Annotated in this window: 14 protein-coding genes; 3 read left to right on the top strand and 11 right to left on the bottom strand. The window is 66.2% G+C overall.

Annotated features, from left to right (window positions below; all coding sequences use genetic code 11):
- Window positions 1-12 precede the first annotated feature (12 nt).
- From BAMB_RS28415 to BAMB_RS28405, 3 genes are all read right to left on the bottom strand, one after another.
- Window positions 13-657 (bottom strand): 4Fe-4S single cluster domain-containing protein, encoded by a 645-nt coding sequence (locus BAMB_RS28415; RefSeq protein WP_011660597.1) that lies wholly within the window; start codon window positions 655-657, stop codon window positions 13-15.
- A gap of 3 nt (window positions 658-660) precedes the next feature.
- Window positions 661-2484, bottom strand: a complete 1824-nt coding sequence (locus BAMB_RS28410) for an AAA family ATPase (RefSeq protein ID WP_011660596.1) — start codon at window positions 2482-2484, stop codon at window positions 661-663.
- Between the two features lie 150 nt (window positions 2485-2634).
- On the bottom strand, window positions 2635-4809 hold the full coding sequence (locus BAMB_RS28405; RefSeq protein WP_041491750.1) for a DUF4132 domain-containing protein: 2175 nt from the start codon (window positions 4807-4809) through the stop codon (window positions 2635-2637).
- 551 nt (window positions 4810-5360) lie between these two features.
- Here BAMB_RS28405 and BAMB_RS28400 point away from each other — a divergent pair.
- Window positions 5361-6788, top strand: a complete 1428-nt coding sequence (locus BAMB_RS28400; RefSeq protein WP_011660594.1) for an aminotransferase-like domain-containing protein — start codon at window positions 5361-5363, stop codon at window positions 6786-6788.
- Between the two features lie 37 nt (window positions 6789-6825).
- On the opposite strand, the gene BAMB_RS28395 is transcribed toward BAMB_RS28400, so the two are convergent.
- Window positions 6826-7950: an aminotransferase gene (locus tag BAMB_RS28395; protein ID WP_011660593.1), complete on the bottom strand. Its 1125-nt coding sequence runs from the start codon at window positions 7948-7950 to the stop codon at window positions 6826-6828.
- A 151-nt stretch (window positions 7951-8101) separates the two neighbouring features.
- On the bottom strand, window positions 8102-8719 hold the full coding sequence (locus BAMB_RS28390) for a LysE family translocator (protein ID WP_011660592.1): 618 nt from the start codon (window positions 8717-8719) through the stop codon (window positions 8102-8104).
- Window positions 8720-8786: 67 nt separating this feature from the next.
- Here BAMB_RS28390 and BAMB_RS28385 point away from each other — a divergent pair, with 67 nt between their 5' ends.
- Window positions 8787-9710: a LysR family transcriptional regulator gene (locus tag BAMB_RS28385; protein WP_011660591.1), complete on the top strand. Its 924-nt coding sequence runs from the start codon at window positions 8787-8789 to the stop codon at window positions 9708-9710.
- A gap of 125 nt (window positions 9711-9835) precedes the next feature.
- Here the strand turns inward: BAMB_RS28385 and acnB are convergent, their stop codons facing one another.
- On the bottom strand, window positions 9836-12421 hold the full coding sequence (gene acnB, locus BAMB_RS28380; protein WP_011660590.1) for a bifunctional aconitate hydratase 2/2-methylisocitrate dehydratase: 2586 nt from the start codon (window positions 12419-12421) through the stop codon (window positions 9836-9838).
- Window positions 12422-13018: 597 nt separating this feature from the next.
- Between acnB and BAMB_RS28375 the strand changes: the two genes are divergently transcribed.
- Window positions 13019-13681: a glutathione S-transferase family protein gene (locus BAMB_RS28375; RefSeq protein WP_011660589.1), complete on the top strand. Its 663-nt coding sequence runs from the start codon at window positions 13019-13021 to the stop codon at window positions 13679-13681.
- A gap of 64 nt (window positions 13682-13745) precedes the next feature.
- On the opposite strand, the gene moaD is transcribed toward BAMB_RS28375, so the two are convergent.
- From moaD to fdhD, 5 genes are all read right to left on the bottom strand, one after another.
- Window positions 13746-14003 (bottom strand): molybdopterin converting factor subunit 1, encoded by a 258-nt coding sequence (gene moaD, locus BAMB_RS28370; RefSeq protein ID WP_011660588.1) that lies wholly within the window; start codon window positions 14001-14003, stop codon window positions 13746-13748.
- Between the two features lie 70 nt (window positions 14004-14073).
- Window positions 14074-14637 carry a molybdenum cofactor biosynthesis protein MoaE gene (locus tag BAMB_RS28365; protein WP_011660587.1) on the bottom strand — a complete coding sequence of 188 codons (564 nt, stop codon included), beginning with the start codon at window positions 14635-14637 and terminating at the stop codon, window positions 14074-14076.
- A gap of 47 nt (window positions 14638-14684) precedes the next feature.
- Window positions 14685-15803 carry a GTP 3',8-cyclase MoaA gene (gene moaA / locus BAMB_RS28360; RefSeq protein ID WP_011660586.1) on the bottom strand — a complete coding sequence of 373 codons (1119 nt, stop codon included), beginning with the start codon at window positions 15801-15803 and terminating at the stop codon, window positions 14685-14687.
- Between the two features lie 196 nt (window positions 15804-15999).
- A complete protein-coding gene (locus BAMB_RS28355) occupies window positions 16000-17214 on the bottom strand; it encodes a molybdopterin molybdotransferase MoeA (RefSeq protein ID WP_011660585.1) in 1215 nt (404 codons plus the stop codon).
- Window positions 17211-18083: a formate dehydrogenase accessory sulfurtransferase FdhD gene (fdhD, locus tag BAMB_RS28350; RefSeq protein WP_011660584.1), complete on the bottom strand. Its 873-nt coding sequence runs from the start codon at window positions 18081-18083 to the stop codon at window positions 17211-17213. Before fdhD ends, BAMB_RS28355 begins: the two co-directional genes overlap by 4 nt.
- Between the last annotated feature and the right edge of the window lie 398 nt (window positions 18084-18481).

Here is an 18481-nt window from a genome sequence, read left to right as displayed (position 1 = left end):
ACATTTCCTGTCTTATCTATTTCTTGCCTTGTCGGCACTGATCCGGACGTGATGGCCCTGATCGGTCAATAGGTCTCTCAATCGTTGAAAGTCGTCACGGCCCGGTATCCCCGCGAACCAGACGCTACCATCCTCGTCGAACATTACGTCCAGTGCCTTGCCGTCGTTCCGGGGCTGGTGTTCGTACTGTGCAAAACGCGCGTGGCCGAGTGCCGTAAGGCAGTGCAATCGCTGATTGTCGCTGCCGCGCAGCGGGAGTGTCTGCGGGGCGTCGATGTCGAGCGGATCGGAGATCAGCGCATCGATCAGGCCCTCGGCTCGGGCCAGGGTATTGGACAAGGATTCGATCGTGTAGCCGCTGTAGACGAGGATGTCGCCTGTCGGTAGCGGCCGCAGGCCATGCAGGAGCGCAATGAGCGCATCGGACTGATCGAACGGCTCTCCACCCGAGATCGTAATGCCGGTGGATTCAGGCAACCAGGTCCGGACCTGCGCCAATATGGCGTCTACGGTGGTTTCGCCTCCGGCGTTTGCCCAAGTATCCATCGATATGCAGCCCTGGCATCGGATTGTGCAACCCTGAAACCAGATGCCGATCCGCTGCCCCGGCCCGAGCGTCGTCACGGGAAAGTGCAGGCGTGAAATGCGGATGTCCATGGCCTAGCGCTTTTGCAAATGGAACGCATCCGAGTCGATGCCCGAGATGACGAATTGATCGCCGGCGTTCGCATCTTGATCGAACAGGCCGCGTGCCAATGGGTTGAGCAGATGCGCTTCGATCTGGTTTCGGATGCCGCGGCCACCATTGGATAGATCGCCGAGACATCTCGCCTGAAGCGCTGCCTTGGAACCGGTGTCCAGGTCGACGGCGATGCCCTGGGAGGCGACGTCTTCGAGCACGGCATTGACCATCTGCTCGAAGATATCCGTCGCGACATCCTCGCGGATGAAGTCAAAGACGATGATATTCTCGCCGATGCGGTTCAGGATTTCGGGTCGGTTCAGAACCAGCTTGAAATGCCGCTGGATTTCCCCGAGTACTTTTTTCTGGATTTCCGCAAAGTCGTTTCCTGGCTGGATATTCGCCACCCGCTGACCCGATTCGTCCTGGCGGTAAATGCCGAGGTTCGACGTGAAAACGATCAACGCTTCGGAAAAGTACACGCGGTCGCCGCGCCCCGACGTCAGCACGCCGTCATCCAGAATTTGCAGAAACTTGTCGAGAATGCGCGGATGCGCTTTTTCGATTTCGTCGAAGAGCACTACGCTGAACGGGCGTTCGCGAATTGCATTCGTCAATTCTCCGCCGACGTCGTAGCCAACGTAGCCGGGCGGCGCGCCGATGAGCCGCTGGTCGGCGTGTTCCGCGCTGAATTCCGACATGTCGAAGCGGATGTAGGCACTTTCGTCACCGAACAACAGGCTCGTGATTGTCTTGGCAAGTTCGGTTTTTCCGACACCGGTCGGGCCGGCGAGAAATGCGACACCACGCGGCCGGTTTCCTTTCCGCTGAGAACCTACGCCTGTCATGGCGCGCTTGACGAGGTCGAGCATGTGCGTGACTGCGTGCGCTTGCCCTTTGACGCGCCGGCGAATGAAAGCGTCGGCGTAACGGATCTTGTCGCGGTCGATCTGCTGCCAAGGATCCTCGGTGACGCCGACCTTATAACGCCGCACGGCATCGGCAATTTTCTCAATAGGAACCTGCTCGACGCGGGCGAGCGTGGCGATCGCATTCATGTCGGCGAGCAGCAATCCCTCGGAACCGTCGACGAATGCGGATTCCGCCTTGGCAAGACTGTCCGGTGTGGCGGCATGCGCACCGGGTACGCCACGCAGCAACGCGCCGGCCAACGCCCGACGTGCGGCACTATCGGGTTTCGACACGGGAATATGCCGTATGCGCGGATTGTCGATCAGCAACCAGTCTGGCAGGTCGCCTTCCTTGTCGACGATCCAGATCACGGTATTAAAAAACGGACGTCGCAATTCTCCCGCGGGGCGTGGCGCAGCCATATGCGCCAGTACCAATGCACGCGTGAAAAGTGTGTGTTCGGCCGGGTTCAGCGATTCCGCGCGAATTGCCAACCGAGAAGCAAAATCGACGACGAGGGCAATCGGCGGACCGGGTAGTGTAGACAGGCGTTCAAGGCATGCAGTGAGCGCATCGATGCCGCCCGGCGCCGTGCCATCCATAGGCGTCAGGCCGAGACGTCGTAGGGTTTCATCGGCAGGCTCCGCTGGCGGCACCCGGCTATCGGGCACCGTGAAGCCTGAAATCGGATTCCAGACGACCAACTGCGCATAGCCCGTTTCCCGGAGATTGTCGCCGAGCGTACTTACCAGCGACTGCGCCGTCACAACTTCAGGGGCAACCTCACCGGCCTGTAAATCGCGCACATTTCCCGATAGCACGAACTGGCTTTTCAGCGGGAGGAAACGTAGCAGATCCCGTAACCATCTTGGTTTGATATAGGCAGGCATATCGTGACGGCGCGCGAAGAAAATCAAAGCAAAACATTATCATAGCCTTCCGACCGGTATATGCCGAATGAATAGAGAGGTGCCGGAAATGAGTCGACGTGTCTCCACGCGTAGAGAAGTGAATATCGACGGTCATGCTCATTTTCCGGTTCAGCCCAACAACCCCGCGACGACGTCGACGATCCGCTGCAACAGCGCTTCGTCGTAAGGCAGCCACGGCACCGCGCGCAGCGGCGCCGGCGGCGGCTCGATCGCGGGTTCGACGGGCTCGCCGTCACGCGTCACACGTCCGGTCGCGCAATGCACCGCCCACGCGCCGACGCGCACATGGCGTTCGTCGATCGTGATCCTCCCTTGCGCAACCGGTTCGGCGAACACGAGCGACAGCACGTGCCGGCGATGGCGCGCCATCACGCCCAATGGAAGATCCGACAACCGGTTCAGGCGGTGCCGGCGTTCCGTGTCGAGCGCGTGCTGGCGGACCGGGTCCGTCGTGAGCGCCGCGGCAGCCGCGCGCGTTGCGTCGTCGTCGAGCGCGAACGCGGCCACGCTGACGAGCAGATCGACCGCGCGCGCAATTTCGGAGAAGACGACGCGGTCGATCTCGCCGATCGGCACCGGCGCCCAGCGCCGTTCGTGCCGGCGCTCGACGTACAGCCGGCGCGACGTGCCGTGGCCTTCCGAACCGGGATAGAGCCGCGCATCGACGATAAAGGTGGCGCGCACGTCGCCGAATTCGCGCGCGAGCCCGTCGTCGTACGCGCGGATCGACCAGCCTTCGCGGCGCGCGACGCCGAGCAGCGGCCGGCTCGACAGCACGTGACCTTCGAACATCGCGCAGTCGCTGGCCGACGCGTCGTCATCGGCCGGCACGTAATACTCGCGGAAAGCTTGCCGAATCGGTTGCCGCAGCGCGCGGCCGACGATCGCGCGCTGCCACGCGAGCCGCTCGTCCGCGTCGGCCAGCAGCGGGTGCCAGAGCCGGATGTCGCTGTCGGCCGCGATGTCGCATGCGTGGCCGGCCGCGTCGCGCGGCACGACCTTGCCCGCCGCGATATCGGGCATGAACGACTGCGTCGCGCCATCGCGGCTGCGTGCCTGCCAGATCATCCGCGCGGAGAACGCGGCGCCGGCCGGCGCATCGACAAGCCGCTCGCGCCATTCGGCGTGGCCGAGCGACATCGGCTGCCAGAAGCCGGCTTCCATGCATGCGGCGAGCATCGCGAGCTGCTTCTTGTCGGGCTTCGCGTCGAGCGTCATCCGCAGCGCGGTGTGCGGCCGCTCGCCGAGCGCGCGTTCGGCCGGTTTCAGGTTGCGCGCAAGCTTCTTCTGCACGCCCGCATGACGCACGACGGCCAGCGCGTCGCGCAGCGCGCGCACGCTCTCGGGCGTCGGGATCGTCTCGACCGCATGGCCGAGGGCGATCGCGAGCGATTGCGACGGCGCGGTCCTCGCGGCGGTCGGCGCGACGCACACGCCGGTCAGCAGCGGCCCGATCAGCGGGCGCAGCCAGGCTTCGTCGCGATACGCGGCCACGCGCGCGGCGCGCGCGACGACCTGCGCGTCGTCGGTCGTGAATGCGCGGTCGGCCTCGTACGGCACGGCGCCGGCATGAAGCGCCGCGACCTGCCCCGCGGCGTCGGTCAGCGCGTCGCGCGCGAATGCGACATACGCGGCGTCTTGCGCGAGTGTGACGGCCGGATCGCTGTAGTCGATCCACAGCCGCTTCGGCGCGAAATAGCCGTCGTTCGTCGCGGCCAGCGCGAGCAGCGCGGCCGGGCCGAGCTCGGGCAGCACGTCCAGTTCGCGCACGCGAAACGGCGAGTCCGCCAGCGCTTGCGCATACGCGTCGCGTCGCGCGGAGAAGTCGCGGCGGCCGGCGAACCAGTCGAGCGCATACGCGCCGTACGCGGACACCGCGCGCAGCCTGCCTTCCTCCGGTTCGGCGACGATGCGGGCGAGTTCGGCCTGCAGCGCGGGCGACGGCAGCGCGTCCAGGCAGGGCAGATCCTCCAGCGCACGCTTCCATTCACCGGCCTGAATGTCGCGGAACAGCTCGAGCGCCGCATCGGCGTCGACGAGCGGCGCGAGGCCGAGCGCATCGATCTGCCGGCACAGCCAGCGCGCGAATTCGGCGCGCGGGTCGTCGTACGCGTGCTCGCGCTGCATGAGCTCGTGCTCGACGCGACGCAATGCCGGCCAGATCGCGCCGAGCGCCCGCGCATCGAGCGCCGACAGGTCGATCGGCGTGCCGGTGAAGCGCGGATGGTCGGCCGAGCCGGTCAGCCGTGCGACCAGCAGCGCAACGAGGGGGCGATCAGTCATGCGTTTTCCGATGGGTCGGTCGTTTCGTTCTGGCGCCATTTCGGTACTTGCCCGGCGGCGCGGGCTCCGTCGCCCGGCCTGGCTGTCTGGTCGATTGGATAGTGCATGGTCTGACTCCGGCAATGAAACCGAGCGGGCGCACAGTATTGCACCCCAATTGCGATAGCCGACGAACGCCCGCGCGGCGGGCGTGCCGGGCAATCCGGCCGCGCCCCGCGCGAGTTCTCCGGCCATTCGGCCATTTCATAAGACGTACAGTTGCCCCGCGCTGCGCGATGCGCCCCGAACTGTACTCTTGTTCCCGTGTTCGATGTGTGTACCCGCCACCAACTGTTCTGCTCTTAAGATTCATCCATCAAGTGCACAGTGCCGCGGATCCCGTTGTAACGGAACCTCCCGGCGCATTTTCAAAAGCGAGCCACTGCGATGGAAAAGGCAAAACCGGAGGGAGCAATCAGGCAGAACGACAGCCCGGTCGGCGGGCAGAACACGCGCGTATCGGACGCGCACGGGACGGCGGCGCGCATGCGCAGGCCGGCGGGGAGCGCGCGATGAAGCTCTACGAAAAACTCGCGGACGACATCGAGCGCCTGATTCGCCAGGGCGTGTACCGGCACGGCGACCGGATTCCGTCGGTACGGCAGGCGAGCCAGCAGCACCGGATCAGCATCACGACCGTGCTGCATGCATATCTGCTGCTCGAAAGCCGCGGGCTGCTGGAAAGCCGGCCGCAGTCGGGCTATTTCGTGAACCTGCGTCGTGACGACAACCACGCGCCGGTGCGTGAGCTGCGGCCGTCGAAGCCGATCGCGATCTCGTCGTCGGTCGACATGAGCCGGCTCGTGCTGTCGACACTGCGCTCGATCGGCACCGACGACGCCGTCCCGCTCGGCTCGCCGTATCCGGACCCGAGCCTGTTTCCGTTCGAGAAACTGAACCGCTATGCGTATGCAGCCGGCCGCGACAAGTCGCTGTGGGGCGTGACGGACGGGCTGCCGCCCGGCCATCCGCGCCTGATCCGGCAGATCGCGCGACGCTATCTGGAAAACGGGATGTCGGTCGATCCGAACGAGATCATCGTGACGGTCGGCGCGACTGAGGCGATCAATCTGTGCCTGCAGGCGGTTGCGAAACCGGGCGACACGATCGCTGTGGAGTCGCCGACGTTCTACGCGATGCTGCACGCGATCGAGCGGATGGGGATGAAGGCGATCGAGGTCGCGACGCACCCGGAGTACGGGATCGACATCGCGGCGCTGGCGGCCATTGCAAAGTCGCAGCCGATCGCCGCGTGCATGGTGATGCCGAATTTCCAGAACCCGCTCGGCTTCCAGATGCCCGACGAGCGCAAGCGCGAACTGGTTGAATTCGCAACGAAAGCCGACATGCCGATCATCGAGAATGGTGTGTACAACGAACTGTATTTCGGCGAGTCGCATCCGAGCGCGCTGAAGTCCTACGACCGCACCGGGATCGTGTTGCACTGCTCATCGTTCTCGAAGAGCCTGACGGCCGCCTACCGGATCGGCTGGGCGTTGCCGGGGCGCTATCGGGATCAGGTCGAGAAGCTGAAGTTCCTGAACACGCTGGCGACGCCGTCGCTGCCGCAGCTCGCGATCGCCGAGTTTCTCGAGCGCGACGGCTACGAGCATCATCTGCGGCGCTTGCGCAAGGCGTATGCGCAGCAGGCGAACCTGATGCGCGCGATGGTGTCGCGGTTCTTCCCGGAAGGCTCGCGTATTTCGAGCCCGGCGGGTGGATATGTGCTGTGGGTCGAGCTGCCGGCACAGGTCGACGCGATGCGCCTGTACCAGCTCGCGCTGGAGCAGGGCATCACGATCGGGCCCGGCTACATGTTCTCGATCACGGACAACTACCGGAACTTCATCCGGCTGAACTACAGCAGCCCGTGGTCGCCGGAGATCGAGCAGGCGGTGATCGCGGTCGGGAAGCTCGCGGTATCGTGCATGCAGTCGTGAAGCGAAGGGCGGTGCGCGTCGCACGCACCGCCTTCGCTCAGCCGGCTTTCGCGCGTAAATACTCCGACACGCGCGCGAGCCCTTGCTCGAGCACCGTCCGGCTGTTGGCGTAACCGATCCGCACATAGCCTTCCATGTCGAGCGCGCTGCCCGGCGTGAACATCACGCCGGTTGCCTCGATCAGCTCCGTGCAGAACGCGCGCGACGGCATGTCGAACGCATACTTGAGCAGCGCCGTCGTGCCCGACTTCGGCTTGACCCAGGAAATCGCCGGCTCGCGTTCGACCCATGCATCGAGAATCGCGAGGTTGGTGCGCACGATGTCGTGACTGCGCTTCAGGATCACGTCGCGGTGCTCGAGCGCGAGCGTCGCGAGATAGTCGTCGATCATCCCGACGCTGATCGTGTTGTAGTCGCGATGGACGCTCACCGCGTGGATCAGCTCGACCGGCCCGGCGATCCAGCCGAGACGCAGCCCGGCGAGCGAGTACGTCTTCGACATGCTCGCCGTGCTGATTCCGCGTTCGTACAGGTCGGCGATCGATGCGCTGTAGCCGCTGCCGGCCTGGTCGGTGCCGCGATAGACCTCGTCGCACAGCACGTACGCGCCGCAGCGTTTCGCGATCTCGACGATCTTGCCGAGCAGCGCTTCGTCCATCAGCGAGCCGGTCGGATTGTTCGGGTTGTTGATCGCGATCAGGCGCGTCTTGTCGTCGACGAGGGATGCGAGTGCGTCGAGATCGGGCAGGAACGCGTTTTCCTCGCGCAGCTTCAGCACCTTCACGTTCGCGCCGTAGCTTTCCGGAATCGAGTAGTGCTGCTGGTAGGTCGGCAACACCGACACGACCGTATCGCCCGGCTCGACCAGCGTTTCGTAGATGAGTGCGTTGCCGCCGATCGCGCCGTGCGTGACGATCACGTTCGCGGCCGACTGGCGCGCGTAGGTCGACGCGATCGCTTCGCGCAGGCGCAGCGTGCCTTCGATCGCGCCATACGTGAGCTTCATCGGCCGCAGCGCGTCGAGCAGCGTGTCCTGCCTGCCGGTCATCGTCAGCAGCTGATCGACGGTCAGCGATTCGACGCACGTTTCCGCGAGGTTGTACGTACAGCGGTTCTCGTACAGATCCATCCAGCGTTCGACGCCGAATTCCTTGATCTTCATGGTCGTTCCTTTGTCCGGTTGGCCTGGAAAGCGATCCTGCCAAGTATCTGCCTTTCAAAACAGAATGTCCAGAGTAGACTAAAAATCCACATTTTATGGAAGGCATGACCCGAGGCAGCCGCGCGCATCGATCAAGTCGATTGCGTGCCGCTCAACGTCCGCCGCGCGCAACGGCCAGCATGATCCCGAAGCCGACGAGCAGAACACCGAAGGTGCGGTCGATCCAGTGACGTAACGACAACAAACGATCGCGGACAGCATCGGCGGAGAAGCAGACCGCGACCAGACTGAACCAGCCCGCGTGCGCCAGCGCGACGAACAGCCCATAGCCGATCTGCACGTGCAACGGCGTGTCGGGCCGGACGGCCTGCATGAACAGGCTGACGATGAACACGGTGGTTTTCGGATTCAGCGCGTTGGTCAGGAAGCCGGTGCGCAGCGCCGCCCGATCGGACAGCGGCGCGACCTGCGTCGTGGGCCGACCGTCGGCGGGCTTCGCCGCGAGCATCCTCACGCCGAGGTAGATCAGATAGATCGCGCCGACGAGCTTGACGGCGTTGAAGAGCCACAGCGATTGGCGGACCAGCAGGCCCACGCCGAGCAGCGTATAGCTCACATGAACCGTCACGCCGAGCGCGATCCCCCATGCGGTGAGCAAGCCCGAACGGCGCGACAGCATCAGGCTGTTGCGCGTGACCATCGCGAAATCCGGCCCCGGGCTGATCACGGCCAGCACAGTGATAGTGACTACGACTATCCATTCCGTCATTGCATCGTCCTTTCGGTTTTCTTCGTGATGCGCCAATATTAGGGATCACGATTCGCCGGGAAAAGCGATGATTTCTGACCACGATGGTGAGTTTGGATCACAGAACGTCCGTGCCGCGCTGCCGTCGCTGATGGCGCTGCGCTGCTTCGAGGCGGCGGCGCGCCACGAGCATTTCAGCCGTGCCGCCGACGAACTGCATTTGACGCACGGCGCCGTCAGTCGCGCGGTGCGTCTGCTCGAAGACGACCTGGGTGTGGCGTTGTTCGAGCGGCGCAGTCGTCGCGTGTTCCTGACCGACGCGGGCCGCAAGCTGGCGCAGGCCGTCCATGACGGCCTGCATCTGATGAGGCAGGCCGCGCATGAGTTACGGACCGACGCGGCCCGTGCGCAGCGTTGGGTGCTGTCGTGCGAACCCACGCTGCTGATGCGCTGGCTGATTCCGCGCTGGCCGGACTTCCAGGCGACCTACCCGCGCGTCGATATCCATCTCGCCGCGGCGGGCGGCCCGTTCTCGTTCGATCACGGCATCGATATCGCGATCCGCCGCAACGATTTTGCGTGGCCTGCGGGGTATCACGCCGAGCGACTGTTTACGGAAAGGGTGGGGCCGGTGTGCCGGCCGGATCGCGTCGATACGTGGTTTTCCGGCGGACGCGATGACCGCGCGTTGAAGCGGGGCGCGCCGCGACTGCATACGCGCACGCGGCCGGACGCATGGAAGGAATGGGCGGCGGCCGCGCATCAACCGGCGGGCAGCGGGCGCGGCCAGATGTTCGACCATTTCTATTTCAGCCTTCAGGCGGCCGTCGCGGGGCTGGGTGTTGCGATCGGTCCGTGGCATCTCGTTCGCGACGATCTCGAAAGCGAGGTGCTGGTCGCGCCGATGGGTTTCGTCCAAGACGGCTCGCACTATTGCCTGCTGACGCCGGAGCCGGTGAAGGACGGAAGTGCGCAGTCGGCGCTGCTCGACTGGCTGAGGACGATGGCCTGACGCGTGAGCCGAGTCGCTGCACGACGTCGGCGACCTTCAAAAAAAATGGCGCCGCAGGCATTCAGCCCGCGGCGCCATTGCGTGTCGCTACGGCGGGCACAACCCGCCGCAGCTCGACCGCATGCTTAGATCTGCACGGTGTCGGCGACTTCCTTGAAGTCTTCGATCTGGTCGAAGTTCATGTACTTGTAGATCTTGTCGCCGTCCGCGGTGAGCACGCCCATGTCGGCCATGTACTCTTCCTTGGTCGGGATCCGGCCCAGACGCGAACAGATCGCCGCCAGTTCCGCCGAGCCGAGGTACACGTTCGTGTTCTTGCCCAGGCGGTTCGGGAAGTTGCGGGTCGACGTCGACATCACCGTCGCGCCTTCGCGCACCTGTGCCTGGTTGCCCATGCACAGCGAGCAGCCCGGCATTTCGGTGCGGGCGCCGGCCGTGCCGAACACGCCGTAGTGACCTTCTTCCGTCAACTGCTTCTGGTCCATCTTGGTCGGCGGGGCGACCCACAGCTTGACCGGGATGTCGCGCTTGCCTTCCAGCAGCTTCGACGCGGCACGGAAGTGACCGATGTTGGTCATGCACGAGCCGATGAACACTTCGTCGATCTTGGCGCCTGCGACGTCGGACAGCGTCTTCACGTCGTCCGGGTCGTTCGGGCACGCAACGATCGGCTCGTGGATGTCGGCCAGGTCGATCTCGATGACGGCCGCGTATTCGGCGTCGGCATCCGGCGACAGCAGTTGCGGGTCGGCCAGCCACTGCTCCATCGCCGCGATACGGCGCTGCAGGCTGCGCGGATCCTGATAGCCCTGCGCGATCATCCACTTGAGCAGCGTGATGTTGCTGTTCAGGTATTCGATGATCGGTTCCTTGTTCAGGTGCACCGAGCAACCGGCCGCCGAACGCTCGGCCGACGCATCCGACAGCTCGAACGCTTGCTCGACCTTCAGGTCGGGCAGGCCTTCGATCTCGAGAATGCGGCCCGAGAAGATGTTCTTCTTGCCTTGCTTGGCGACCGTCAGCATGCCCTGCTTGATCGCGTACAGCGGAATCGCGTTGACCAGGTCACGCAGCGTGACGCCCGGCTGCATCTTGCCCTTGAAGCGGACCAGCACCGATTCCGGCATGTCCAGCGGCATCGTGCCGGTGGCGGCCGCGAACGCGACCAGGCCCGAGCCTGCCGGGAAGCTGATGCCGATCGGGAAGCGCGTGTGCGAGTCGCCGCCGGTGCCGACGGTGTCGGGCAGCAGCATGCGGTTCAGCCACGAGTGGATCACGCCGTCGCCCGGGCGCAGCGCGATGCCGCCACGCGTGCTGATGAAGTTCGGCAGCGTCTGGTGCGTCTTCACGTCCACCGGCTTCGGATAGGCGGCGGTGTGGCAGAACGACTGCATCACGAGGTCGGCCGAGAAGCCGAGGCACGCCAGATCCTTCAGTTCGTCGCGGGTCATCGGGCCCGTGGTGTCCTGCGAGCCGACCGAGGTCATCTTCGGTTCGCAGTACGTTCCCGGACGCACGCCCTGGCCTTCCGGCAGACCGCATGCGCGGCCGACCATCTTCTGCGCGAGCGAGAAGCCCTTGCCGCTGTCGGCCGGCTGGTGCGGCAGGCGGAACAGCGTCGACGGCGCGAGGCCCAGCGCTTCACGCGCCTTCGCGGTCAGGCCGCGGCCGATGATCAGCGGAATGCGGCCGCCGGCGCGCACTTCGTCGAACAGCACGTCGGACTTGACCTGGAATTCGGCGATCACGTTGCCGTCCTTCAGCGCCTTGCCTTCGTACGGGCGCAGTTCGACCACGTCGCCCATTTCCATCTGCGACACGTCGAGTTCGATCGGCAGCGCGCCGGCGTCTTCCATCGTGTTGTAGAAGATCGGGGCGATCTTGCCGCCGAGGCACACGCCGCCGAAACGCTTGTTCGGGACGAACGGGATGTCTTCGCCGGTGAACCACAGCACCGAGTTGGTGGCCGACTTGCGCGAGGAGCCGGTGCCGACCACGTCGCCGACGTAGGCGACCAGATGACCCTTTTCCTTCAGCGATTCGATGAACTTGACCGGGCCGCGCTTGCCGTCTTCTTCCGGCGTGATGCCGGGGCGCGCGTTCTTCAGCATCGCGAGCGCGTGCATCGGGATGTCCGGGCGGGTGGTGGCGTCCGGCGCCGGCGACAGGTCGTCGGTGTTGGTTTCGCCCGTGACCTTGAACACGGTGATGGTCAGGCTTTCCGGCACTTCCGGACGGCTCGTGAACCATTCGGCGTCGGCCCAGCTCTGCAGCACGGCCTTCGCGTGGGCGTTGCCCTTGTCGGCGAGTTCCTTCACGTCATGGAACTGGTCGAACATCAGCAGGGTTTTCTTCAGCGCGTCGGCCGCGACGGCCGCGACGGCGTCGTCCGACAGCAGCTCGATCAGCGGCTGGATGTTGTAGCCGCCGAGCATCGTGCCGAGCAGTTCGGTCGCGCGCTCGCGCGAGATCAGCGGGCAGGCCGTCTCGCCCTTCGCGACGGCGGCCAGGAAGCCGGCCTTCACGCGGGCGGCTTCGTCGACGCCGGCGGGGACGCGGTAGGTGATCAGGTCGAGCAGCGTCTGCTCTTCGCCTGCGGGCGGGTTCGCCAGCAGTTCCACCAGCTCGGCGGTTTGCTGGGCCGTCAGCGGCAGAGGGGGGATACCGAGCGCGGCGCGGGCGGCCACGTGAGCACGAAAGTTTTCAAGCATGGGGGGACCTGCTGAGATTGCGTTTCAGGGGAAGGGCTTTCCAGGCACGCCGAGGCTGCTGTTCCGGACACTGCTTCACTGCTTTCGACGGGATTCTAATCGCAATCGGGTCAGGCGTCAAATGTCTTATGTCTTATATAAGAGTTGGGGTTTGAGGCTTCCCGTTGGCGGGTCGCGGCGAGCGGCGGTTGAGCGGAAGCCGAGCGGGCCGCGAACCGCGAAGGCATTCATTCCGGGGCAGACGCGGAGTCGGTCCCCACTTGCATCTGCGCAAGGCTGCGGCTTCCACGTTTGGCGCATCGTTCAGTGCACTGAACCGGTGCTGGGCGTCGTGTCAGATCGGTAGCGGTCGCTCGAAGATGCGAATACGATCTCCCCGACCGTTCGCCGATCGCTCGCGCTGGATGAAAAATCGATGCACGATATCAGCCGCCGGCATGGTCACGGCAGCGCCGACGCGTTGACGAAGGCTCTTACGCGACGCTTCGGCGTGAGTCTCACCGAAGATGCGCTGGCGTCTCGCCGAATGAATGGCGCCGACCCGCAGGAAGCATCACCGTGACCGTCACGACGTGAAAACCCATGGAGGAGCGACAGATGAAAATCATCACCGGTCCGCTGAGCATGTTCGGCGCGAAGGTCGAGATCGCGGCGCACGAGAAGGGCATCGCGTTCGAGCGTGTGCTGGCGCCGTTCAGCCAGCAGCGCGGCTACGACCCGAAGCATCCGGACGTCCTGCGCACCAACCCGAAGCGTCAGGTGCCGGTGCTGATCGACGGCGAGCTGGAGATTTTCGATTCCACGCAGATCTTCGAATATCTCGAGGACCTGAAGCCCGATCCCGCGTTATGGCCGGTGCAGCCGAAGGCGCGCGCCGTTGCGCGTCAGCTGGAGCATTGCAGCGACGAGATCTATTTTCCGCACGTCATCCGGCTGATGGGTCTCGAAGCAACGCCTGAGCATCCCGACGCGCAGGCCGCGCGCGACGCAGCGCGGCAATACTATCGGCGCATGGAAAGCGTGCTGGCGGACCGGGAATATCTGGCTGAAACCTATTCCTATGCGGACATCGCGTTCTATATGGCGCAGTTGTTCGGTGCGCGCAAGGGCGCGCCGATGACGGCCGAGACGCCGAACCTGCTCGCGTGGCGCGAACGGATGACCGCGCGTCCAGCTGTGCGGAAAGTGGCCGGCGCGATGGCGGGTTATCTCGCTTCGATCGATCATCCGGTTCCGGACTTTCTTCGCGGACTCGATTAGCGATCGGTTTCGCATCGCGCGGTGACGATCGGCCGAGCGACGATCGCCGCTCGATGCGAACGGATCATCCGCCCGTCACCGGCGGAAAGAACGCCACCTCGCTATCCTCGCGCACGACGAACCCGCCCGTCACCATCTCGAGATTCACGGCCGCCCGCACCGGCCGATCCATTCGCAGCGCTTCTCCGCTACGCGCGTCGCGTGCGGCGAGCGTGCGGCGCAGCGCGTCGACGGTGAGCTCGTCCGCATCGATCTCGACGACTTCCTCGTCGGTATGCAACTGTTCGCGAATGCTCGCAAAGTATTTGATCGTCAGTTTCATGGCGATGTCCCGGGCGAAATCAGTGAAATCGGCGAAATCGTCGAAATCGGAAAAGGCATGGCCGGCACGTTCATCCCCATCGCCGCATCGCCTGGTCGTCATGCGCCTTCGGCTCGACCCAGCCGGACACGCCGTCGTGCCGGATCTCCTTCTTCCAGAACGGCGCGTGCGTCTTCACGAAGTCCATGATGAACTCGCACGCATCGAACGCCGATGCGCGATGCGCGGCGGCGACCACGACGATCACGACCGGCTGGCCGAGCGGAATCCGCCCGACGCGATGCACGATCCTGACCGCTTCGAGCTGCCAGCGTGCGCCGGCTTCCTCGACGATGCTCCATAGCGCCTGCTCGGTCATCGTCGGATAGTGCTCGACTTCGAGCGCGATCACGTCGTCGACGTCGCCTTCGTTGCGCACGACGCCGAGGAAATTCACGACCGCGCCAACATTCGGATTGCGAATGATCGGCGCGATCTCTGCGCCGGCGTCGATCGCCGCGTATTGCACCCGCACCTCGAAGCCGGCGGCAATCGCCGGCGGCGGTTCGGTGTGCAGCGCGGCTGGCTCGGGATGGCTGTCGTCACGCGACGGATCGTCGGGTGGCGCGCCACGGGATTCGGTGAAACTCGTCATGACGGGGTTCTCCTGTAAGCGGTGCGCGCCGCTTCGCGCGGCAGCCGTCAGCCGCCGACGAGCGACATGCGCACGGTCGGATAGGTCTTGCCCGACGGCCGCGCCGCAAGCGTCGCGCGCCGCTCGGAATAGCGATCGTCGCGCTGCATCCAGCGCGCGCGCACGGCGTCGGCGAGCTGGCCGGTCGATGCGTTGTCGTCGAGCCACGGCCGCAGGTCGGTGCCCTGCGTGGCGAACAGGCACGTATAGAGCTGGCCGTCGGCCGACACGCGGGCGCGCGAGCACGTGCCGCAGAACGGATGCGACACGCTCGCGATGAAGCCGACCTCGCCCGCGCCGTCGATGTGCCGGCAGCGGATCGCGGTGGCGTCGTGCCCGGGTTCGCCGACGAGCACGAGCGGATAGCTTGCTTCGATCAGCTCGCGCATCCGCGTGGCCGGCACGACCTTGTCGCCGGACCACGCGCTCGCGCCGCCGACGTCCATGTATTCGATGAAGCGCACGGCCACGCCGCTATGCCGGAAGTGACGCACGAGCGGCAGGATCTGGTCGTCGTTCACGCCGCGCTCGATCACCGCGTTGACCTTCACCGGCGCGAGCCCGGCCGCCTGCGCGGCCTCGATGCCGGCCAGCACGCGCGCGACGGGCACATCGGCATCGCTCATCCGGCGGAACACGGCATCGTCGATCGCGTCGAGGCTCACCGTCACGCGCGACAGGCCCGCATCGCGCAGCGAGCGTGCCTTGGCGGCGAGCAGCGAACCGTTGGTCGTCAGCGCGATTTCGACGGGTTTGCCGTCGAGAGTGGTCAGGGTCGCGAGCCGTTCGATCAGCGCCTCGAGGTTGCGGCGCAGCAGCGGCTCGCCGCCGGTGAGTCGGATCTTTTCGACGCCGAGCGAGATGAACGCGCGGGCGATCTTCTCGAGTTGCGCGAACGACAGCCGCTCGGACGACGGCATGAACGCATAGTCGGGCCCGAAGCTGTCGCGCGGCATGCAGTAGCCGCAGCGGAAATTGCACTGGTCGATGACGGACAGCCGCAGATCGCGCAGCGGCCGCGCGAGCGTGTCGAGCGGGCGGGAGAAGGCGCCGGGCGATGCGCCGCCGGAGGCGGCGGCGGCCGGCGCGGAAACGATGGCATTCACGATCGGTTCGTCGGCCTGCATGAAGTGAGCGGAACGGCGTCGCCGAGCGGCCGCGTATGCGCCGACGTATCGGCGCACAGGTCGTGACGAGCGTCATCGTGAGGATAGTCCGCCGGACTTTTCCGGCAGAGGCACAATCCCGCCCGAAATGCAGGAATACAGTTCGCGATCCTGCATGCACGAAAGGCGGGCATCGCATGCATGCTCATGCTCATGTTCACGCGAGCCAGTGTGCGAAATCGTAATACGGCACCGCGTCGCCGCGCGCGATGCGTCGACCGGCAGGCAGCCGCGCGAGTCCCGTCGCCTGCACGAGCGATTGCAGCGTGCCGGCGCCTTGCTGCCGCAGCGTGTCGAGCACGGGTGCGCCGTGGGCGTCGATGGTGCGGCGCACGCGCACGAAGCGTTCGCGCTGCGCATCCGGCTCGACGTCGATATCGATCGGCAGCGACGGCACGGCCGGCACGCAATCGTCGCGCCCCTCCAGGCGCCGGATCAGCGGCGCGACGAACAGCGCGAACGCGGTCATCGCGGCGCCCGGATTGCCCGGCAGCAGCACGACGGGCCGTTCGTCGAGGCGCGCGAGCGCGACGGGCTTGCCGGGTTTCATCCGCACGCCGGAGACCACGAACGCCGCGCCGAGCGCGGTCAGCGCGGGGCGCAGCAGGTCCTTGTCGCCGACCGATGCGCCGCCGACGCAGACGACCACATCGCAGCGCGCGGCCATCGTGCGCAGCGCCTGATCGACGGCGGCCGCGGTGTCGGCGGCATGCTCGCTCGCCGCGACGATGGCACCGGTTCCCGCCACCAGCGCGGCGAGCATCGGCGCGTTGCTGTTGTAGATCTGCTGCGGCGCGCGTGGCTGGCCGCACGGGACGAGCTCGTCGCCGGTCGTGAGGATGCCGACCCGCAGCGGCGGCCGCACATCGATGTGCGCGCAACCCTGCGCGGCCGCGACGCCGACGTGCATCGCGCCGAGCCGGACGCCGGCCGGCATCAGCAGGTCGCCCGCGCGCACTTCCTCGCCGCGGCGGCGGATATGCGATCCGGCGCGCTGCGGCGCGTCGAACGCGACCCAGCCGTCCTGCTCGTGCGCGTGCTCCTGCATCACGACGGTGTCGGCGCCGGGCGGAATCAGGCTGCCGGTGAAGATCCGCGCGGCCGTGCGCGGGGCCAGCGGCGACGGCGCGTCGCCCGCATAGCAGCGCTGCGCGACGCGCAACGGCTCGCCGTGCGCGAGGTCCGCGTGCCGGAGCGCGTAGCCGTCCATCGCGCTCTGGTCGGCGGGCGGCTGGTCGAGCACGGCGGCGAGCGGCGTGGCGAGCACGTGGCCGGCCGCTTGCGCGACCGGAATGGAGACGGCCGCAGGCGGCGGTGCGAACGCGCCGGCGAAATGCCGTTGGGCGGTATCGAAATCGGTCAGGGGTGTCATCGAGCGGTGAGCGCATGCGGTTGCGCACGCGTGGGTTCGGGTAACGGGAGCGCGTCGGGCGACACGTATTCGACGAAGCCGTCGTTGCGGCAGAAGCCGAGCAGCCGCACGCCGGCCTCGCGGGCGACGTCGATCGCGAGCGACGTCGGCGCGGAGATCGTCGCGATCATCGGGATGCCGACGCGTGCCGCCTTGCGCACGAGCTCGTAGCTTGCGCGGCTCGACAGGAACACGAAGCCCGCACGCAGGTCGGCGCGGCGCCGCGCGAGCCGGCCGATCAGCTTGTCGAGCGCATTGTGGCGGCCGACGTCCTCGAAGACTTCCAGCACGGTGCCGTCGCGCTCGCACCACGCGGCCGCATGGATGCCGCCGGTCGCGCGCATCAGCGGCTGCCGCGTCGGCAACGCGCGGGCGGCGCGAGCGACGGCGTCGGCGCCGATGCCGGCCGCCGCGCCCGCGGCCGCGATGCGGGGCGGATGCAGGTCGAGCTGCGCGATGCTTTCGATCCCGCAGATGCCGCAGCCGGTGCGGCCGGCCAGCGCGCGCCGGTGCACCTTCAGCGCCATGAACGCCTGCTGCGACACGGTGAGCCGCACTTCGGCGCTGCCGGGCCGGCATTCGGTTTCGATGTCGAAGACATCGGACGCGCGCTCGACGATCCCTTCACTCAGCGCGAAGCCGAGGCCGAACGCGTCGAGGTCGATCGGCGTCGCCATCATCACCGTGTGCGCGATGCCGTTGAACACGAGGGCAACCGGCGTCTCGTCGACGACGCGATCGACGGCGCCCAGCGCGTCGCCGGCACGGTGACGCGTCACATGACACGCGCGGCTGCCGGCCGGATCGTCGGGGCGGTCGCTGGGCTCCATGCGGGTTTCTCCAGGGGGGAATCGGGAATCGGCCGGCGCGGGCGCCGGGCGACGGAAACGGATTCTGCAAAGGGCGGTGCACGGCGTCGCGCCGGCTCGCCACGGGCAGGCTTCCAGCCGATGGTACGGGCGTTCGGCCCGGGCGCGAATGCACAGCGTCGCGGTGCGCAAAGCAGTACAGCTGACGGCCGCCCGGCCCCGAAACGGGTTTTCCGTACACACATCTTTGGACCGGGGGAAAGCACAGTTTCAGCGCACGTTCGCGCGATTGCGAGTATCGTCCGAAACGCGATATCGTCATTCACGCTTCGTTGCCGTGCACCGCGATCCGTTCCAGGTTGGCGCGTGCCGTCGCGAAGCCGTCGCGCGATTTCCTGCTTCGAGCTGACGTCCTCACA

Source organism: Burkholderia ambifaria AMMD (assembly GCF_000203915.1).
Taxonomy (GTDB): domain Bacteria; phylum Pseudomonadota; class Gammaproteobacteria; order Burkholderiales; family Burkholderiaceae; genus Burkholderia; species Burkholderia ambifaria.
Note: the sequence above shows the minus strand (reverse complement) of the source record. Positions and strands in the feature narration are given on the sequence as shown.